This window comes from Enterobacter mori LMG 25706 (genome assembly GCF_000211415.1).
In the GTDB taxonomy this organism is placed as follows: Bacteria; Pseudomonadota; Gammaproteobacteria; order Enterobacterales; family Enterobacteriaceae; genus Enterobacter; species Enterobacter mori.
On record NZ_GL890779.1, the window covers coordinates 137,442 to 155,398 of the forward strand.

A 17,957-nucleotide genomic window follows, 5' to 3' on the forward strand; every position below is an offset into this window, starting at 1 on the left:
GTCTGGCGTTTATCCTGCACTTTAGCAAGTCGTTAGCGCGCTATAAATTAACGATAAATTAACATCATGGACAGCCGGTCGGCGTATGGCGAGAGCGGCAAAATTGTATTACGTTTAAAGAACATCGCCTGAAGAGGTCGTTTGCCATGAACAGCTTACGTTATTTCGATTTCGGCTCCTCACGTTCATTCCTGCTTTTGATTGCCCGTATTGCTATCGTTGTCCTGTTTATTATTTTTGGCTATCCCAAACTCACGGGGTTTAGCGGCACCGTTCAGTATATGACGTCGCTCGGCGCCCCCATGCCTATGCTGGCCGCGATTATTGCGGTGGTGATGGAGGTCCCCGCGGCAATTCTGATCGTGCTGGGCTTTTTCACCCGCCCCATCGCGGTGCTCTTTGTCTTTTATACGCTGGGAACGGCGGTGATAGGCCACCATTACTGGGATATGACCGGTGATGCGGTTGTGCCGAACATGATTAGCTTCTATAAGAATGTGAGTATTGCTGGCGCGTTTATTTTGCTGGCGATTGTGGGACCGGGGGCCATATCTCTTGACCGACGTTAGCCCATAAAAAAAGGCCGCAAGCGCGGCCTTTTTTATTTCTGCAAAGCAGAGGGATTATGCGTATACCGGGAAGCGTGCGCAGATATCCAGAACTTTACCTTTGACGCGCTCGATAACCGCTTCGTCATTGATGTTGTCCAGAACGTCACACATCCAGCCCGCCAGCTCTTTCACTTCCGCTTCTTTGAAGCCGCGGCGAGTCACGGCCGGAGAACCGATACGGATACCGGAGGTTACGAACGGGCTCTTCGGATCGTTTGGCACGCTGTTTTTGTTCACGGTGATGTTGGCGCGGCCCAGGGCTGCGTCAGCTTCTTTACCGGTCAGGTTCTTATCAACCAGATCCAGCAGGAACAGGTGGTTTTCAGTACCGCCAGACACCACTTTGTAGCCACGGCTCAGGAACACTTCCACCATCGCTTTGGCGTTTTTGGCAACCTGCTGCTGATAAACTTTGAACTCTGGCTCCATCGCTTCTTTCAGCGCTACCGCTTTTGCGGCGATAACGTGCATCAGCGGGCCGCCCTGCGCGCTTGGGAACACGGCGGAGTTCAGTTTCTTATACAGCTCTTCGTCGCCGCCTTTCGCCAGGATCAGGCCACCGCGTGGACCCGCCAGGGTTTTGTGGGTGGTGGTGGTCACAACGTGAGCGTGTGGAACCGGGTTCGGGTAAACGCCTGCCGCGATCAGACCCGCAACGTGCGCCATATCAACGAACAGGTAAGCGCCGATGCTGTCTGCGATTTCACGCATTTTTGCCCAGTCAACGATACCGGAGTAAGCAGAGAAGCCACCGATGATCATCTTCGGTTTGTGCTCTTTGGCCTGCTTAGCCATGTCTTCGTAGTCAATTTTACCGGACTCATCAATACCGCAAGGGATGATGTTGTACAGTTTGCCGGAGAAGTTAACCGGGGAGCCGTGAGTCAGGTGGCCGCCCTGCGCCAGGTTCATACCCAGAACGGTATCGCCCGGCTGCAGCAGCGCGGTGTAGACAGCGAAGTTAGCCTGAGAGCCTGAGTGCGGCTGCACGTTCGCGTAGTCTGCGCCAAAGAGTTCTTTCGCACGGTCAATCGCCAACTGCTCAACGATATCAACGTACTCGCAACCGCCGTAGTAGCGCTTGCCCGGATAACCTTCAGCGTATTTGTTGGTCAGCTGAGAACCCTGCGCCTGCATCACGCGCGGGCTGGTGTAGTTTTCGGAGGCGATCAGTTCGATGTGCTCTTCCTGACGTACTTTTTCCTGCTCCATAGCCTGCCACAGTTCGGCATCATAATCGGCAATGTTCATTTCACGCTTTAACATCCGCATCTCCTGACTCAGCTAACAAGTAAATTTTGGCCTGAAAAGGCAGTCCTGTTGGACGACGGGCAACAGTATAACTGAATAGTTCTGCGATAACAGGTCTTGACAAACGATTTTACGCAAACGTTTACCTCCACGCCGCGCAAGGGTTTGAGGAATAAAGCTCTCATCATTTTCAACGGATTTCTTTTCAGGTTTGTGATGCATATTTTTCATCTTGCAAAGAACCATTTACAACGCAGGGTTATTTTTTATAAGATGCATTTAAAATACATCATTAAATGTAACATCAGAAGGACGCGCTCATGCTCGACGCTCAAACCATCGCTACCGTTAAGTCCACCATTCCCCTGCTGGTGGAAACCGGCCCTAAACTCACCGCGCATTTCTACGATCGCATGTTCTCGCACAACCCGGAGCTCAAAGAAATTTTCAACATGAGCAACCAGCGCAATGGCGACCAGCGTGAAGCGTTGTTTAACGCCATCGCAGCCTACGCCAGCAATATCGAAAACCTGGCGGCATTGCTGCCTGCGGTAGAAAAGATTGCGCAGAAACATACCAGCTTCCAGATCCAGCCTGAGCAGTACAACGTCGTTGGCGGCCACCTGCTGGCCACGCTGGACGAAATGTTCAGCCCGGGCCAGGAGGTGCTGGACGCGTGGGGTAAAGCCTACGGTGTGCTGGCAAACGTATTTATCAACCGTGAAGCGCAAATCTACCGCGAAAACGCCAGCAAGAACGGCGGCTGGGAAGGCACGCGCGCGTTCCGCATCGTCGAGAAAACCCCACGCAGCGCACTGATTACCAGCTTTGAATTTGAGCCGGTAGACGGTAACCCCGTGGCCGACTACCAGCCGGGCCAGTATCTGGGCGTGTGGCTGAAGCCTGAAGGCTTCCCGCACCAGGAGATCCGCCAATATTCTCTTACCCGAAAGCCAAACGGCAAAGGCTACCGCATTGCGGTGAAACGCGAAGATGGCGGTCAGGTTTCAACCTGGCTGCACAACGAAGCCAGCGTGGGCGACGTGGTTCATCTGGCCGCGCCTGCGGGTGATTTCTTTATGGCCGTTGACGGCAATACGCCAGTGACGCTGATCTCTGCGGGTGTTGGTCAAACGCCAATGCTGGCGATGCTCGATACGCTGGCAAATGCAAACCACGACGCGCAGGTAAACTGGTTCCACGCCGCAGAGAACGGCGACGTTCACGCCTTTGCGGATGAAGTGAAAACGCTCGGGGCGCCCCTGCCGCGCTTCACCGCGCATACCTGGTATCGCCTGCCGACGGACGCAGACCGCCAGGCCTCACGCTTCGACAGCGAAGGTCTGATGAATTTAAGCCAGCATGAAGGGGCGTTTAGCGCACCGGACATGCAGTTTTACGTCTGTGGGCCGGTGGCGTTTATGCAGTATGCCGCGAAGCAGCTGGTAGACCTGGGTGTGGACAAGGACAACATTCATTACGAATGCTTCGGGCCGCATAAAGTGCTGTAATGAAAAAGCCCCTCGTTCGAGGGGCTTTTTTTCGCCGGGTGGCGGCTGCGCCTTACCCGGCCTACAAAACCGTTGGCGCTGTTAAATCGCAGCGTCGTCTTCTTCACCGGTACGGATACGGATCACGCGCGCCACGTCAAAGACGAAGATTTTCCCGTCGCCAATTTTGCCCGTCTGCGCGGTACGAATGATGGTATCCACACAGGTATCCACGATATCGTCGCTGACCACGATTTCAATTTTTACTTTCGGCAGAAAGTCGACCATGTACTCCGCGCCACGGTAAAGCTCGGTGTGGCCCTTCTGACGACCAAAACCTTTCACTTCCGTTACTGTCATCCCGGTGATGCCAACTTCCGCCAGCGCTTCACGTACATCATCCAGTTTGAAAGGTTTAATAATCGCATCAATCTTTTTCATGGTGGGTCCTTAAACTCATGCCTGTAAGCTGCCTCGTAATCGATTGCTCACAGTACCATACGGCATTACTCTTTAAAATCGTTTGCTTCCAGCTCGTGGCGCGACAGCAGCTTGTAGAACTCGGTGCGGTTGCGTCCGGCCATGCGCGCCGCGTGGGTCACGTTACCCTTCGTAATCTGCAGCAGTTTGCGCAGGTAGTTCAGTTCGAACTGGTTACGCGCTTCGGCAAAAGTCGGCAACGCCGTGTTTTCTCCTTCCAGCGCCTGCTCCACCAGCGCGTCGCTGATAACGGGCGACGACGTCAGCGCCACGCACTGCTCAATCACGTTGACCAACTGGCGCACGTTGCCAGGCCACCCGGCGGTCATTAGCCTTTTCATGGCATCAGTGGAAAACGCGCGCACGAAGGGTTTATGGCGATCCGCGGACTGGCGCAGCAGATGGTTTGCCAGCAGTGGGATATCTTCCGCACGCTCGGCCAGCGCAGGAATTTTCAGGTTCACCACGTTCAGGCGGTAGCAGAGATCTTCACGAAACTCATTGCGCGCCATCACTTTTGGCAGATCCCGGTGGGTGGCGGAAATAATACGCACGTTGATGTCGATATCGCGGTTGCTGCCGAGCGGACGCACCTTTCTCTCCTGCAACACGCGCAGCAGTTTCACCTGCAACGGCGCAGGCATATCGCCAATCTCGTCGAGGAACAGCGTGCCGCCTTCCGCCGCCTGGAACAACCCTTCCCGGCTGCTCACCGCGCCGGTGAAGGCGCCGCGCGCGTGACCAAAGAGTTCAGATTCAAGAAGCTGTTCCGGCAGCGCGCCGCAGTTAATGGCGATAAAGGCATTTTTAGCGCGCGGGCTGGCGTTGTGGATCGCCTGCGCCAGGATCTCTTTCCCGGTACCGCTCTGGCCGTTGATCAAAACGCTGACGTCAGATTGCGCCACCATTCGCGCCTGCTCAAGCAGACGCAGCATGACAGGGCTTCGCGTCACGATGGACTCGCGCCAGGCATCATCACCAGAAGGCGCGGCATGCTCCAGCGCGCTGTCGATGGCTTTATAAAGCGCGTCTTTGTCCACCGGTTTGGTGAGGAAGCTGAACACCCCTTGCTGGGTTGCCGCGACCGCATCCGGGATCGAGCCGTGGGCGGTCAAGATGATAACCGGCATGCCGGGCTGCTGCTTTTGAATCTCTGCAAAAAGCTGCAGGCCATCCATTTCGTCCATCCGCAGATCGCTGATCACCAGATCAATCTTCTCGCGGCTGAGCACTTTCAGCCCCTCCTGCCCGCTTTCCGCCGTCACAACGCTGTAGCCTTCACTGACCAGGCGCATTCCCAGCAGCTTTAACAGCCCAGGATCGTCATCGACCAGTAAGAGATGGGCAGGTTTACGGCTTGTCATGGCTTCCCATCCTCTTCTTTCTGCGCGTCACCGTCTGGCGCTGCGGCAGAATTTCCTTTCGACGAATCTGGCAAATAGCTGCCTGCGGGTTTACGCGTCGACAGTTGCCTTTCAATATCGGTCAGATTTTCAAGCTTGCGCGTGGTGGTCTCAAGCTGGGTGCGCAGATAATTCTGCTGCTGGCGAAGCGTATCAAGCTCGCCGTCCGTTGACTGCTGTAATTTGCTATAGCGGGAACGCTCTTCAGACAGCTGAAGCTGTAATGCCTGGCCGTCCCGCCAGAGTTGATATATCGGCCGCACCTGCGCAGGAATGTTGGCGCTGAACGCATCCAGACGCGTGATATTCGTGCGACGCTCCACGGGCGTGATTTTGGCATCGCCTAGCAGAATGGCACGTTTAAAGGTCGCCTGCCATGCGTTGTCGCCCCACATCGTGGCTTGCGCCCGTGCCTCTACGGGTTCCAGACGCTGAGCACAATCGATGCCACGCAGCCAAAACAGCGGGTTGGTATCAACTTCATGTCCTGATAAGTGCCAGATGCCCTCGCAGGGGGTGGTCAGGAAATCCGCCAGCTGATTTTCAGGCCATTTTTCTTCCGGCTTTTCACTGATTGCGCTCTTCGGAACATGGGTCACACACCCTGCCAGCAGTAAACACGGCAGACTTAGACGTACAGTATTGCGGGAAAACATCGCGCATGCGGCGCGGAAAAAAACGTGTGACATACTCACCAGACTTAGATTCATTTTATTGATTTTCCGGCTTAAGAGGCAGTTCGATACGAAAGCACACATCCGACCGTTCATCACTGACGATATTAAGTTCGCCGTGCATGCGTCGTATGCCGTCGCGGGCAATACTGAGGCCCAGACCACTTCCTTTTACCGCACCTTTTCGCTGATGACTGCCCTGGAAAAAGGGTTCAAAAATCATCGTTTTTTCTTCATCCGGAATCGGGGTGCCCGTATTCGCTACATCGATAAACACCCGGGAACCCGCCCTGTAGCTTCGGATATAAATGTTACCGGATTCAGTACCATAGTGCACCGCATTGGAATAAAGATTATCCAGAACGCTCATAAACAGCATGGGCTCTGCAAGACAAGCGGGCTCACTAAGATCGACCTGGGTATGCATCATTTTAGCTCTTGCTGGCAGGCTATGGGCGGAGATCACCATATCCACTATCGGTGCAATCTCCACAGTTTCCAGTACCACTGCCCCGTCCGCGAGCTTACGGTTGTAGTCCAGCAGTTGCTCAATCAGCTTTTGCAGATTCCGGCTGCTGTCATCGAGGATCTCGACAATCTCTTTTTGCTCAGAGGTCAGCGGGCCGGCCACTTCGTCCGCCAGCAGCTCGGTGCCTTCTCGCATGCTGGCGAGAGGCGTTTTGAGTTCGTGGGAAATGTGACGGAGGAACTGATGACGCTGCGTTTCCAGCCACGCCAGACGTTCGGAAAGCCAGATGATCCGCTGACCCACTGAACGCAGCTCGCGCGGCCCGGTGAAAACAACCGTATCACCGAGAGACTTCCCCTCACCCAGACGGTTAATCATCCGCTGTATGCCCTTCACCGGACCGATAATCATGCGGGTGAACAGCAGAACCAGAGCAAGACTGACCAGGAACAGGACCAGCGCCTGCCAGCCGAAGAATTGACCGCGCTCGGCGATTTCCTGCTGCAGCTGCTGCCCGCGAGAGAAGATCACCGTGCGTGTAGACTGGACCATATCCGTATTGGCATTAGCAAAAGCTTCCAGCCGCGCGGCGGCGGCGGCATCCGGGCCGCTATTTTTACACTGTAGCTGAGCCAGATCGTTCAGGTCCTGACGTAATGCCTGGTAGAGTTTGTCGTCCGGCAGCACGCCCGCGTGGGCATCCAGCATTTCGCTGTAGCGTTTACGTTGATTCTGGTAAACCCGCTCCAGGGTGCGATCGTCCAGCACGCAATACTGGCGATAGCTACGCTCCATCTCCAGCGCGGCGTTAGTCATTGCTTCGCTTCGCCTTGCATCAATTAGCGTCGTGCGATTCGTCAATGCCGCCTGTGCGCTTAGCGCATTGAGACTTTGCCAGGCCTGCCACGCCAGTATCAGTAAAGGGAGCAGGATCAGCAGGAATGCCATCATGACGAGCTGTCGCAGGGAGCGAGGGAAAACAGACCAGCGTTTCAACGCATTACTCTCTTAATGGGGGTTTACGCAGAGCGTAACTGAGTCTGCCCTTCAGATACAACAAAGCCGGGTAAAAACCCGGCTTTGTTGTGGAATGAGGCGGTGCCTAACTCGACGTTTCGCCCTGTCCTGATAAAGCATCGCTATGATCAGTAGTTGGACGGCAGGCACCTTTTTGTGCGTCATTCTAAGTTTATGTAGCGCGTCCCGAAGGGGCTGACATAAGAAGGTGAATGAGCCACTGATCAATATTATGCAACAGCCGTGCCAGTTTGCAAAACAATAAATTAACATGATGAATTTAAAGAATTTTATACATCCAAACTATTACTTGTTGGCAGAATGATTTCCAGGCTAAGTGTCGCTATTTAACAACACCTTTAGACCATGATTTTTGTACTTATATAAATCAACAAGTTAAGTGTCACCTTTTGGAGACATTGACGGAGCGGGATTGTCGCAATTTTGCGACACGCATAAAAAAGCCCGGTTGCGCTCACGCGTACCGGGCCTACAAGGGTGAAGGTGCTAAAACTTAACCCAGTTGCTTACGCGCGTTGCGGAAGATACGCATCCACGGGCTGTCCTCGCCCCAGTTTTCCGGGTGCCAGGAGTTGCTCACGGTGCGGAACACGCGCTCCGGGTGCGGCATCATGATGGCCGCACGACCGTTTTCACTGGTGACTGCCGTAATACCGTTGGCGGAGCCGTTCGGGTTAGCCGGGTAGGTTTCTGTCACCTTGCCGAAGTTATCGACAAAGCGCAGCGCCACCAGACCTTTGCTCTCCAGCTGAGCCAGATGCGCAGCATCACGCACTTCTACCTGACCTTCACCGTGGGAAACGGCAATTGGCATCTGCGAACCCACCATTCCCTGCAGCAGCAGAGACGGGCTTTGGGTCACTTCCACCAGGCTGAAGCGTGCTTCGAAGCGGTCAGACTGGTTACGCACAAAGCGCGGCCAGGCTTCGCTTCCCGGGATCAGTTCTCGCAGGTTAGACATCATCTGGCAGCCGTTACACACGCCCAGCGCCAGGGTCTGCGGACGATGGAAGAAGGTTTCGAACTCGTCACGCACGCGGCTGTTGAACAGGATGGACTTCGCCCAACCTTCGCCCGCGCCCAGCACGTCGCCGTAGGAGAAACCGCCGCACGCCACCAGCGCCTGGAAATCTTCCAGACCGGTACGTCCGGCCAGCAGGTCGCTCATGTGGACGTCGATGGCGTCAAAGCCCGCGCGGTGGAAGGCAGCCGCCATCTCAACGTGGGAGTTAACGCCCTGCTCGCGCAGCACGGCTACCTTTGGACGCGCGCCTGTCGCAATGTACGGTGCAGCGATATCTTCGTTGATATCAAAGGAGAGCTTCACGTTCAGGCCTGGATCCTGGTCATTCGCTTTCGCGTTATGCTCCTGATCGGCACATTCCGGGTTATCACGCAGGCGCTGCATCTGCCAGGTGGTTTCTGCCCACCACATGCGCAGCGTGGTGCGGCTTTCGCTGAACACCGCGTGGCCGTCTGCTTCAATGACGAAGCGGTCACCCTGAACGGCTTTGCCCAGATAGTGCACGCAGTCTGCCAGACCGTGCTTCGCCAGAATCGCTTCAACCGCGTCGCGATCTGCGGCGCATACCTGAATCACCGCACCCAGCTCTTCATTGAACAGCGACGCCAGACGGTCTTCGCCAAGCGTTGCAATGTTCGCTTCAACGCCGCAGTGGCCAGTGAAGGCCATCTCTGCCAGCGTCACCAGCAGGCCGCCGTCGGAACGGTCGTGGTAGGCCAGCAGCTTACGCTCCGCCACTAGCGCCTGGATGGCGTCGTAGAATCCTTTCAACTGCGCGACGTCGCGCACATCGGCTGGCTTGTCGCCGAGCTGGCGGTAAACCTGTGCCAGCGCGGTGGCACCCAGCGCGTTTTGGCCTTTACCCAGGTCAATCAGCAGCAGGGCGTTGTCTTCGGTCGCAAGCTGCGGCGTAACGGTGTGGCGCACGTCTTCCACGCGCGCAAACGCGGTGATCACCAGCGACAGCGGAGAGGTCATCTCGCGCTGCTCGCTGCCTTCCTGCCAGCGGGTTTTCATCGACATGGAGTCTTTACCCACCGGAATGGTCAGGCCGAGGGCAGGACACAGCTCCTCGCCCACCGCTTTCACGGCTTCATACAGGCCAGCATCTTCGCCAGGGTGACCGGCTGCGGCCATCCAGTTTGCGGAGAGTTTGATACGTTTGATGTCGCCGATCTGCGTCGCGGCGATGTTGGTCAGCGCTTCACCGACCGCCAGACGGGCGGAGGCGGCGAAGTCCAGCAGCGCCACCGGGGTGCGTTCGCCCAGGGCCATCGCTTCGCCGTAGTAGCTGTCGAGGCTCGCGGTAGTCACCGCGCAGTTCGCCACCGGGATCTGCCACGGGCCAACCATCTGGTCGCGCGATACCATACCGGTCACGGTACGGTCGCCGATGGTCACCAGGAACGTTTTCTCCGCCACGGCAGGCAGGTGCAGCACGCGGTTAACCGCTTCTGCCACGGTGATGCCCTGGCGATCCAGCGCTTTGCCCGCCGCTTTGCGGGTTGTCACGTCGCGGGTCATCTTCGGCGTTTTACCGAGCAGGACGTCCAGCGGCAGATCGATCGGCTGGTTGTCAAAGTGGGTGTCGCTTAAGGAAAGGTGCTGCTCCTCGGTCGCTTCACCGATGACCGCATACGGCGCACGCTCGCGGCGGCACAGCTCGTCAAACAGCGGCAGCTGATCCGCGGCAACCGCCAGCACGTAGCGCCCCTGGGATTCGTTACACCAGATCTCCAGCGGGCTCATGCCCGGCTCATCGCTCAGGATATCGCGCAGGTTAAAACGGCCACCGCGGCCACCGTCGCTCACCAGCTCCGGCATGGCGTTGGACAGACCGCCCGCACCTACGTCGTGGATGAACAGAATCGGGTTGGCGTCGCCCAGCTGCCAGCAGCGGTCGATCACTTCCTGGCAGCGACGCTCCATTTCCGGGTTGTCACGCTGCACGGAAGCAAAATCGAGGTCCGCATCAGACTGGCCGGAAGCCATAGAAGACGCTGCCCCGCCGCCCAGACCGATGTTCATCGCCGGACCACCGAGTACAATCAGCTTCGCGCCGACAACGATTTCGCCTTTCTGCACGTGATCGGCACGAATGTTACCGATCCCGCCCGCCAGCATGATCGGTTTGTGGTAACCGCGCAGCTCTTCGCCGTTGTGGCTGTCCACTTTCTCTTCATAGGTACGGAAGTAACCGTTCAGCGCCGGACGACCAAACTCGTTGTTAAACGCCGCGCCGCCCAGCGGGCCGTCGGTCATGATATCCAGCGCGGTGACAATGCGCTCTGGCTTGCCGAAATCTTCTTCCCACGGCTGTTCAAAGCCCGGGATACGCAGGTTTGAGACGGAGAAACCGACCAGACCCGCTTTAGGCTTAGCGCCACGACCGGTCGCGCCTTCGTCACGGATTTCACCGCCGGAGCCCGTCGCCGCACCCGGCCACGGGGAGATCGCCGTCGGGTGGTTGTGGGTTTCCACTTTCATCAGGATATGCGCGGGCTCCTGATGGAAGTCATAGCGCCCTGCTTCGCGATCGGCGAAGAAGCGGCCCACCTCGGAACCTTCCATCACCGCGGCGTTGTCTTTATAGGCAGACAGCACATGGTCAGGGGTTTGTTCCATGGTGTTTTTGATCATTTTGAACAGCGACTTCGGCTGCTGTTCGCCGTCAATAATCCAGTCGGCGTTGAAAATCTTATGTCGGCAGTGCTCAGAGTTGGCCTGCGCGAACATGTAGAGTTCGATGTCGTTCGGGTTGCGGTTGAGCTTAACGAACGCGTCCTGCAGGTAATCAATTTCGTCTTCTGCCAGCGCCAGGCCGAGACGCAGGTTGGCGTCAATCAGCGCCTGACGGCCCTGCCCCAGCAGGTCTACGCTCTGTACCGGCGCAGGCTGATGGTGTGAGAACAGCTTCTGCGCGTCGTCGAGAGAGGCAAATACGCTCTCCATCATGCGGTCGTGCAGCTCAGCCGCAACCGCCTGCCACTGCGCGTCGCTCAGGGTGGAGGCTTCAACATAGTACGCCACGCCGCGTTCCAGACGGTTAATCTGGCTCAGACCACAGTTGTGGGCGATGTCGGTGGCTTTGGAAGACCAGGGGGAGATGGTGCCCGGACGCGGCGTCGCAAGGATCAGTTTGCCGGTTGGCGTATGGCTGCTCAGGCTTGGACCATACTTGAGCAGGCGTTCCAGCTGTACGCGCTCCTCTGCATTCAGGGGGGCATTCAGGTCAGCAAAATGGACATACTCAGCGTAAATATTGCTTACCGGAAGGTCGGCCGCCTGAAAACGTGCCAGCAGTTTGGTAATACGGAAGGCAGACAGTGCAGGCGAACCACGCAGAATTTCCATCATAAGTCTCTCGTCTTCGAAGCGCCGGGGCGCTTACAGTGTGCGCAAGGGGGGAAAACGGGCGTCATTATAGAGAATCCTGAGCGCCGACGAAACCGTTTGCGTCGAAATAAAATTTGCACAGCGGTTTAACAATAGGTGTGACCTGTCTCTCTAATTTGTTGCCAAGTGGCGTAACTTTGCGCAAAATGCCGCTCATTCAATGGCAAACCTTATTCTTAACATGGCTACAGCATACTGAGGCAACCGGCGTCGCAGAGAATTAACTAATTGAAAAAATTAAAGATTAATTATCTGCTCATCGGCATTGTTACGTTGCTGCTGGCAGTGGCCCTCTGGCCTTCTATCCCCTGGTTCGGTAAAGCCGAAAACCGTATCGCCGCCATTCAGGAGCGGGGGGAATTGCGCGTCAGTACCCTCTCCTCTCCGCTGATTTACGGCGACATCAACGGCAAAACCATTGGTCTGGATTATGAACTGGCCCAGCAGTTTGCCGACTATCTGGGTGTTAAGCTCAAAATTACCGTGCGTCAGAACATCAGCCAATTGTTCGATGACCTGGATAACGACGACGCCGATATCCTTGCAGCCGGGCTGGTGTACAACAGCGAGCGCAGCAAGAACTACCAGCCAGGCCCGACCTACTACTCTGTCTCCCAGCAGCTGGTTTACCGCGTGGGAAGCGTGCGCCCGCGCTCGCTCGCCACCATTAACGAGCAACAGCTGACGATTGCCCCCGGCCATGTCGTGATTGACGACCTGCGTGCTCTCAAAGAGAAAAAGTATCCTGACCTGAGCTGGACGATTGACCCAAAACTGGGCACGACAGAACTGCTCGATCAGGTTAAAGACAAAAAGCTGCCCTACACCATTGCCGATTCGGTGGCCATCAGCCTGTTCCAGCGCGTGCACCCTGAAATCGCCGTGGCGCTGCATGTGACTGACGAACAGCCGGTGACCTGGTTTACCCAACTGGATAACGATCAGACCCTCTCTGCGGCCATGCTCGATTTCTATAACGCCATCAATGAAGACGGTACGCTGGCGCGCCTGGAAGAAAAATACCTCGGCCATGGTGATGACTTCGATTACGTCGACACCCGCAGCTTCTTGCGCGCAGTTGATAGCGTCCTGCCGGACCTGCAGCCGTTGTTCGAAAAATACGCCCAGGAGATTGACTGGAAGCTGCTGGCGGCGATTTCGTATCAGGAATCCCACTGGGATACTCAGGCTACCTCTCCGACCGGCGTGCGTGGTCTCATGATGCTGACGAAAAATACCGCGCTGAGTCTGGGCGTCAATGACCGTACCGATGCGGAGCAAAGCATCAGCGGCGGCGCACAGTATTTACAGGATATGATGGCCAAAGTACCGGAGACCGTGCCGGAAGAAGAGCGGATTTGGTTTGCACTGGCCGCCTACAACATGGGTTATGCGCACATGCTGGACGCGCGCGCGCTGACGGCAAAAACCAAAGGTAACCCGGACAGCTGGTCTGATGTAAAACAGCGTCTGCCGCTGCTGAGCCAGAAACCGTGGTACAACAAGCTAACCTACGGGTATGCGCGCGGGCATGAAGCCTACGCTTACGTGGAAAATATTCGTAAGTATCAGATAAGCCTGGTGGGGTATCTGCTGGAGAAAGAGAAAGAAGCGGCAGAAGCTAAACAGCTGGCTCAGAGCTACCCAGTGGTCGCACCGGACGAACTTAATCGTCCACCTGCTTCAATTCTGCCTTTTGTTGCTTTTTCTGCTGCCGGCGCATTCGAAAGAAGTCACTTAGCAGACCCGAACACTCTGGTGCAAGTACCCCACCGATAGTCTGCACCTGGTGGTTCATCCCCGGATGGCCTAGCACGTCCATTAGCGAACCGGCCGCGCCTGTTTTTTCATCCCGAGCACCAAACACCAGCGTACCGATACGACTGTGCACCATCGCGCCGGAACACATAACGCAGGGTTCAAGGGTGACGTACAGAGTCGTATCGCGCAGACGATAGTTTTGCAGTACCAGCCCGCCCTGACGAAGCGCCATAATTTCGGCGTGCGCGGTAGGATCGTGGCGGCCAATGGGGCGGTTCCACCCTTCGCCAATCACCTGATTATGATGAACCAGCACCGCGCCCACGGGCACTTCGCCCTCATCCCAGGCACGTTGAGCCAGCGTTAGCGCGTGGCGCATCCAGTATTCATGATTGTGTTCAGGGTTGGACAACGGTTGATACTCCAGTCGAAAAGCGGGCGGCATTATACACGCCCGTTTTAGAGAAGACTATTCGAGTTGCTGAAGTTCACCTGATGGCGTGACGCGCCAGCGGTGCTGGCAAAAATAGAGCAGCGGGTTGTCCTGCTTGCTGTCGCTGTAGCCGCTGTACAGGCGCAGCGGCGTGCCGATACGCTTCTCCAACTGAACCACTTTCTCGTGCCCCAGGCAGCGCATAGTCAGCACCCAGCCGCCGTAAGCGCGGGAAATTTGCGTGGCGATAAGATTTACGCGCGGCAGCCATGGCGTATCAAAATAGACCTGCTCCACCAGCGTCTGCGGGGAGCCGGTAATCAGCCAGATGTCGGCATCGTTCGCGTCGAGGTAGCTGGTGAGACGCGCCTGCACCACGGGAAACGCGGCGACATGACCGCGAAACCAGTGCGCAAAATCCTGTTCGAGCTGTTTAAGCCGTGCTTCGCTGTGACCAAAGGTGCATCCCCATAGCAGCAGGCTCATCGGCCAGCGCGCTGCACGGCCTTTAACCAGCAGCGCGATGCCAATCACGGGTAAGAGCGGTAAGACGAGCAGCACATTCAGAGGCTGACGCCGCAGCAGATAGCGCATAAAGGTGCCAAACATATCCTGCTGGTGCAGCGTTCCATCCAGGTCGAAAAAGACAACGCGACGCGCGTGATTTGCCAAACCTTACTCCTCTGGGTCGTTGAATCCTAACAGCCAGGTAAACAGGAACCCGGCGATTACCGCTACTAAATAGCCTAACAGATAGAGCATCACTTTTCCGGTCACGATGGTTAATGCCAGCGGTAAACCGGAAAGTCCAAAGGTGATCACCGTCGCCACTTTCCAGTAGCTAATGAGCGCCCCGCCCACCGCGCCGCCCAGACAGGCTGCGAGGAAAGGTTTCCCCAGCGGCAGCGTAACGCCGAAAATCAGCGGCTCGCCGATGCCGAGCAGTCCGACCGGGAGCGCGCCTTTAATCACTTTTTTCAGTCGCGCGTTGCGGGTTTTCATCAGTACGGCAATCGCCGCGCCGACCTGCCCCACGCCCGCCATCGACAGGATAGGCAGCAGCGCGTTATAGCCGTGCGCCTGCACCAGCTCGACGTGGATCGGCACCAGCCCCTGATGCAGGCCGGTCAGCACCAGCGGCAGGAAGGTTCCCGACAGCACCGCCCCCACTAACAGGCCGCCGCGGTCAATCGCCAGAGACGCACCGTGGGCGATGGCGTCAGAGATCCAGCCACCTAGCGGCTGAAGGACCACAATCGCTACGCTACCGGTAATTAATGTGGTCAGCAGCGGGTTGAGGATAAGCTCAATCGAACCAGGCAGGATCGCGCGCAGCCTTTTCTCGATCCAGCACATCAGGATGACCACCAGCAGCACGGCAATCACCCCACCGCGGCCCGGCTGAAGCGCCTCACCAAACAGCGTGATCTGCGCCAGTTGCGGGCTGGACAAGATGCCCGCCATTACCCCGCCCATGGCCAGCGATCCGCCAAACACCTTCGCGGTATTCACCCCGACCAGAATGTTCATGATGGCGAAAACTGCGCTGCCGAAGATCCCGAGGATCCCCAGCAGGTTTGGATACTGCGTGGCAAAATCCCCGACGATATCCGGCCGCTTGAGGATATTGATAATCCCGGTGATCAGGCCCGAAGCAATAAACGCCGGGATCAGCGGGATAAAGACGTTTGCCAGCTGTCGCAGCGCATCGCTCATCGGCGCCTTGTATTTGGCTTTTGCCTGCGCTTTGGTGCTTTCGGCATCGTCAAATGAGGCCGTCGCCTCACCGCCAACCATCAGCGCGCGCATGGCATCAACAACCTGCGCCGCTTTCCCCGGTCCGACAATGAGCTGGTGCTGCTGTCCCTGTTTGACGTATCCACTTACGCCGGGGAGTTGCTTCAGGCGCGGTAGATCAAGATCGTCGTCGTTATGCACCTCGACGCGCACGCGCGTCATGCAGTTTTCCAGACGCTGGATATTCTTTTCTCCGCCGATCCCCTGCAGGATGCCGCTGGCGAGCGCTGCTGTCTTTTCCATACACGCCTCTGTTAGTTTTCTAATGCAGCCCGTAAGAACCCGTTATGCGCATCGAGTTTGGCTCTCGCCGCCGTGGCGTCCAGCCCGCTTAAGATCATCAGAATGGCCGGTTTAACATCGTGATCGGTTTGTTTCAGGACCGCTTCTGCCTCTTCACGGCCTGCACCTGTCGCCTCCATCACCATACGGCAGGCTCTGTCCACCAGCTTGACGTTGGTGGCCTGCATATCGACCATCAGGTTCTGATAAACCTTGCCGAACTTCACCATCGCGCCGGTGGAGATCATATTGAGCACCAGCTTTTGCGCGGTCCCTGATTTCAGGCGCGTGGAGCCGGTCAGCGCTTCCGGCCCGACAACCGGAGAGATGGCGATAGCGGCCACCTGGGCAATCGGCGAGCCGGGGTTACAGGAGATGGCAACCGTCGTGCAGCCTGTCTGGTTGGCGTATTCCAGGCCGCCAATGACGTACGGCGTGCGCCCGGATGCCGCCAGCCCAACCACCAGATCCTGCGCGGTCAGGTTCAGCGCTTTGAGATCATCTTCACCGAGCTGTTTGTTGTCTTCCGCCCCTTCAACAGCTTTCAGCAGCGCGCCTGGGCCACCGGCAATCAGCCCGATCACCAGGCCGTGCGGAACGCCAAAGGTTGGCGGACATTCGGAGGCATCCAGAACCCCCAAACGTCCGCTGGTGCCCGCGCCCATGTAAATAATGCGCCCACCGGCCTTTAGCGCAGTTGCGGCCGCATCAACCGCTTTCGCCACCTCAGGTAATGTCTCTTTCACTGCCTGCGCGACCAGCGTATCCTGTTGATTAAAGCGGTTAACCAGCTCCAGCGTGGAGAGTGCGTCAAGATCCATGGTTTGCGGGTTACGCGTTTCAGAAACCAGTGAGCCAAGATTCATTTTTTGTACCTCAAGAATTTTTAATTCATAATAATCACACTATAGTGGAATATAAAATTCATTCAGGCGAGCAAAATTCGTATTTGAGCAGATAATCACATTTTCGCCAGGAGACCGTATGAACTGTTTAATTCGCATTCGCCAGCGTTATGCAGGCTTTGCCCAAAGCGACAAGAAGCTGGCGGATTTTCTACTTTCTCAACCCGACCACGCGCGCCATCTTAGCTCGCAGCAGCTGGCGAGTGAGGCCGGTGTGAGCCAGTCCAGCGTGGTGAAGTTTGCCCAGAAGATTGGGTTTAAGGGCTTTCCGGCCCTCAAGCTTGCGATCAGCGAAGCGCTGGTGAGTAACCCCAATCCGCAGTCGATGCCGGTGCATAATCAGATCCGGGGCGATGACCCGATGCGTCTGGTGGGCGAAAAGCTGATCAAAGAGAACGTGGCGGCCATGCATGCGACGCTGGATGTGAATACCGAAGAGAAGCTGCTGGAAAGCGTGGCGATGCTGCGCGCGGCACGGCGCATTATTCTGACCGGGATAGGTGCATCCGGGCTAGTGGCGCGTAACTTTGGCTGGAAGCTGACGAAGATCGGTTACAACGCGATAGTGGAGCAGGACATGCACGCCCTGCTCGCCACCGTCCAGGCAATGGATCCTGACGATTTGCTGCTGGCGATCTCCTATTCCGGTGAACGTCGAGAGATCAATATGGCGACCGATGAAGCGCTGCGCGTCGGCGGTAAAATTCTGGCGATCACGGGTTTTACGCCAAACGCGCTCCAGCAGCGGGCAACGCGCTGTTTATATACCATTGCCGAGGAGCAGGCCACGCGCAGCGCGGCTATTTCGTCCACCAGTGCTCAAATGATGCTGACGGATTTGCTGTTTATGGCGCTGGTGCAGCAGGATCTTGAGCGCGCGCCCGAGCGCATTCGTCACAGCGAAGAACTGGTAAAGAAACTGGTTTGACGCGTATAATGCCCG

At 56.7% G+C, this 17,957-nt stretch carries 14 protein-coding genes; 4 read left to right on the forward strand and 10 right to left on the reverse strand.

From position 1 onward, the window contains the following. Positions 1–146: 146 nt before the first annotated feature. Positions 147–569 carry a DoxX family protein gene (locus ENTMO_RS0118000; protein ID WP_010434023.1) on the forward strand — a complete coding sequence of 141 codons (423 nt, stop codon included), beginning with the start codon at positions 147–149 and terminating at the stop codon, positions 567–569. 54 nt (positions 570–623) lie between these two features. Here the strand turns inward: ENTMO_RS0118000 and glyA are convergent, their stop codons facing one another. Beyond that, positions 624–1,877: a serine hydroxymethyltransferase gene (glyA, locus tag ENTMO_RS0118005; RefSeq protein WP_010434025.1), complete on the reverse strand. Its 1,254-nt coding sequence runs from the start codon at positions 1,875–1,877 to the stop codon at positions 624–626. 305 nt (positions 1,878–2,182) lie between these two features. On the opposite strand from glyA, the gene hmpA reads away from it, so the two are divergent. Continuing rightward, a complete protein-coding gene (gene hmpA, locus ENTMO_RS0118010) occupies positions 2,183–3,373 on the forward strand; it encodes an NO-inducible flavohemoprotein (RefSeq protein WP_010434028.1) in 1,191 nt (396 codons plus the stop codon). 81 nt (positions 3,374–3,454) lie between these two features. Here the strand turns inward: hmpA and glnB are convergent, their stop codons facing one another. From glnB to purL, 5 genes are all read right to left on the reverse strand, one after another. After that, complete coding sequence (gene glnB, locus ENTMO_RS0118015; RefSeq protein WP_003860685.1) at positions 3,455–3,793, reverse strand: nitrogen regulatory protein P-II; 339 nt, start codon at positions 3,791–3,793, stop codon at positions 3,455–3,457. A 65-nt stretch (positions 3,794–3,858) separates the two neighbouring features. Then, the gene (glrR, locus tag ENTMO_RS0118020; RefSeq protein ID WP_010434031.1) at positions 3,859–5,196 is read right to left on the reverse strand and encodes a two-component system response regulator GlrR; all 1,338 of its coding nucleotides are present in this window, start codon (positions 5,194–5,196) and stop codon (positions 3,859–3,861) included. Then, the gene (gene qseG / locus ENTMO_RS0118025; protein ID WP_029485162.1) at positions 5,193–5,945 is read right to left on the reverse strand and encodes a two-component system QseEF-associated lipoprotein QseG; all 753 of its coding nucleotides are present in this window, start codon (positions 5,943–5,945) and stop codon (positions 5,193–5,195) included. Before qseG ends, glrR begins: the two co-directional genes overlap by 4 nt. Position 5,946: 1 nt before the next feature. Beyond that, the gene (gene qseE / locus ENTMO_RS0118030) at positions 5,947–7,374 is read right to left on the reverse strand and encodes a two component system sensor histidine kinase QseE/GlrK (RefSeq protein ID WP_029485163.1); all 1,428 of its coding nucleotides are present in this window, start codon (positions 7,372–7,374) and stop codon (positions 5,947–5,949) included. Between the two features lie 535 nt (positions 7,375–7,909). Further along, complete coding sequence (gene purL / locus ENTMO_RS0118035; protein WP_029485164.1) at positions 7,910–11,797, reverse strand: phosphoribosylformylglycinamidine synthase; 3,888 nt, start codon at positions 11,795–11,797, stop codon at positions 7,910–7,912. Between the two features lie 267 nt (positions 11,798–12,064). Between purL and mltF the strand changes: the two genes are divergently transcribed. Continuing rightward, a complete protein-coding gene (mltF, locus tag ENTMO_RS0118040; protein ID WP_010434044.1) occupies positions 12,065–13,615 on the forward strand; it encodes a membrane-bound lytic murein transglycosylase MltF in 1,551 nt (516 codons plus the stop codon). On the opposite strand, the gene tadA is transcribed toward mltF, so the two are convergent. The 4 genes from tadA to murQ are packed head-to-tail and all read right to left on the reverse strand — an operon-like array spanning position 13,503 to position 16,975. Next, the gene (gene tadA, locus ENTMO_RS24755; RefSeq protein ID WP_052302295.1) at positions 13,503–14,042 is read right to left on the reverse strand and encodes a tRNA adenosine(34) deaminase TadA; all 540 of its coding nucleotides are present in this window, start codon (positions 14,040–14,042) and stop codon (positions 13,503–13,505) included. The genes mltF and tadA overlap by 113 nt on opposite strands. Positions 14,043–14,066: 24 nt before the next feature. Continuing rightward, positions 14,067–14,702 (reverse strand): phosphatidylglycerophosphatase C, encoded by a 636-nt coding sequence (gene yfhb, locus ENTMO_RS0118050; RefSeq protein ID WP_010434049.1) that lies wholly within the window; start codon positions 14,700–14,702, stop codon positions 14,067–14,069. 3 nt (positions 14,703–14,705) lie between these two features. Next, positions 14,706–16,070: a PTS transporter subunit EIIC gene (locus ENTMO_RS0118055; RefSeq protein ID WP_010434052.1), complete on the reverse strand. Its 1,365-nt coding sequence runs from the start codon at positions 16,068–16,070 to the stop codon at positions 14,706–14,708. A gap of 11 nt (positions 16,071–16,081) precedes the next feature. After that, positions 16,082–16,975: an N-acetylmuramic acid 6-phosphate etherase gene (gene murQ / locus ENTMO_RS0118060; RefSeq protein WP_010434055.1), complete on the reverse strand. Its 894-nt coding sequence runs from the start codon at positions 16,973–16,975 to the stop codon at positions 16,082–16,084. Positions 16,976–17,093: 118 nt separating this feature from the next. Here murQ and ENTMO_RS0118065 point away from each other — a divergent pair, with 118 nt between their 5' ends. After that, on the forward strand, positions 17,094–17,942 hold the full coding sequence (locus tag ENTMO_RS0118065; RefSeq protein ID WP_010434058.1) for a MurR/RpiR family transcriptional regulator: 849 nt from the start codon (positions 17,094–17,096) through the stop codon (positions 17,940–17,942). Positions 17,943–17,957: the final 15 nt, after the last annotated feature.

Coding starts and splice junctions, on each gene's coding strand:
- ENTMO_RS0118000 (WP_010434023.1), top strand. CDS start 147: ATGAACAGCTTACGTTATTTCGATTTCGGCTCCTCACGTTCATTCCTG.
- glyA (WP_010434025.1), bottom strand. CDS start 1,877: ATGTTAAAGCGTGAAATGAACATTGCCGATTATGATGCCGAACTGTGG.
- hmpA (WP_010434028.1), top strand. CDS start 2,183: ATGCTCGACGCTCAAACCATCGCTACCGTTAAGTCCACCATTCCCCTG.
- glnB (WP_003860685.1), bottom strand. CDS start 3,793: ATGAAAAAGATTGATGCGATTATTAAACCTTTCAAACTGGATGATGTA.
- glrR (WP_010434031.1), bottom strand. CDS start 5,196: ATGACAAGCCGTAAACCTGCCCATCTCTTACTGGTCGATGACGATCCT.
- qseG (WP_029485162.1), bottom strand. CDS start 5,945: ATGAATCTAAGTCTGGTGAGTATGTCACACGTTTTTTTCCGCGCCGCA.
- purL (WP_029485164.1), bottom strand. CDS start 11,797: ATGATGGAAATTCTGCGTGGTTCGCCTGCACTGTCTGCCTTCCGTATT.
- tadA (WP_052302295.1), bottom strand. CDS start 14,042: ATGCCGCCCGCTTTTCGACTGGAGTATCAACCGTTGTCCAACCCTGAA.
- ENTMO_RS0118055 (WP_010434052.1), bottom strand. CDS start 16,070: ATGGAAAAGACAGCAGCGCTCGCCAGCGGCATCCTGCAGGGGATCGGC.
- murQ (WP_010434055.1), bottom strand. CDS start 16,975: ATGAATCTTGGCTCACTGGTTTCTGAAACGCGTAACCCGCAAACCATG.
- ENTMO_RS0118065 (WP_010434058.1), top strand. CDS start 17,094: ATGAACTGTTTAATTCGCATTCGCCAGCGTTATGCAGGCTTTGCCCAA.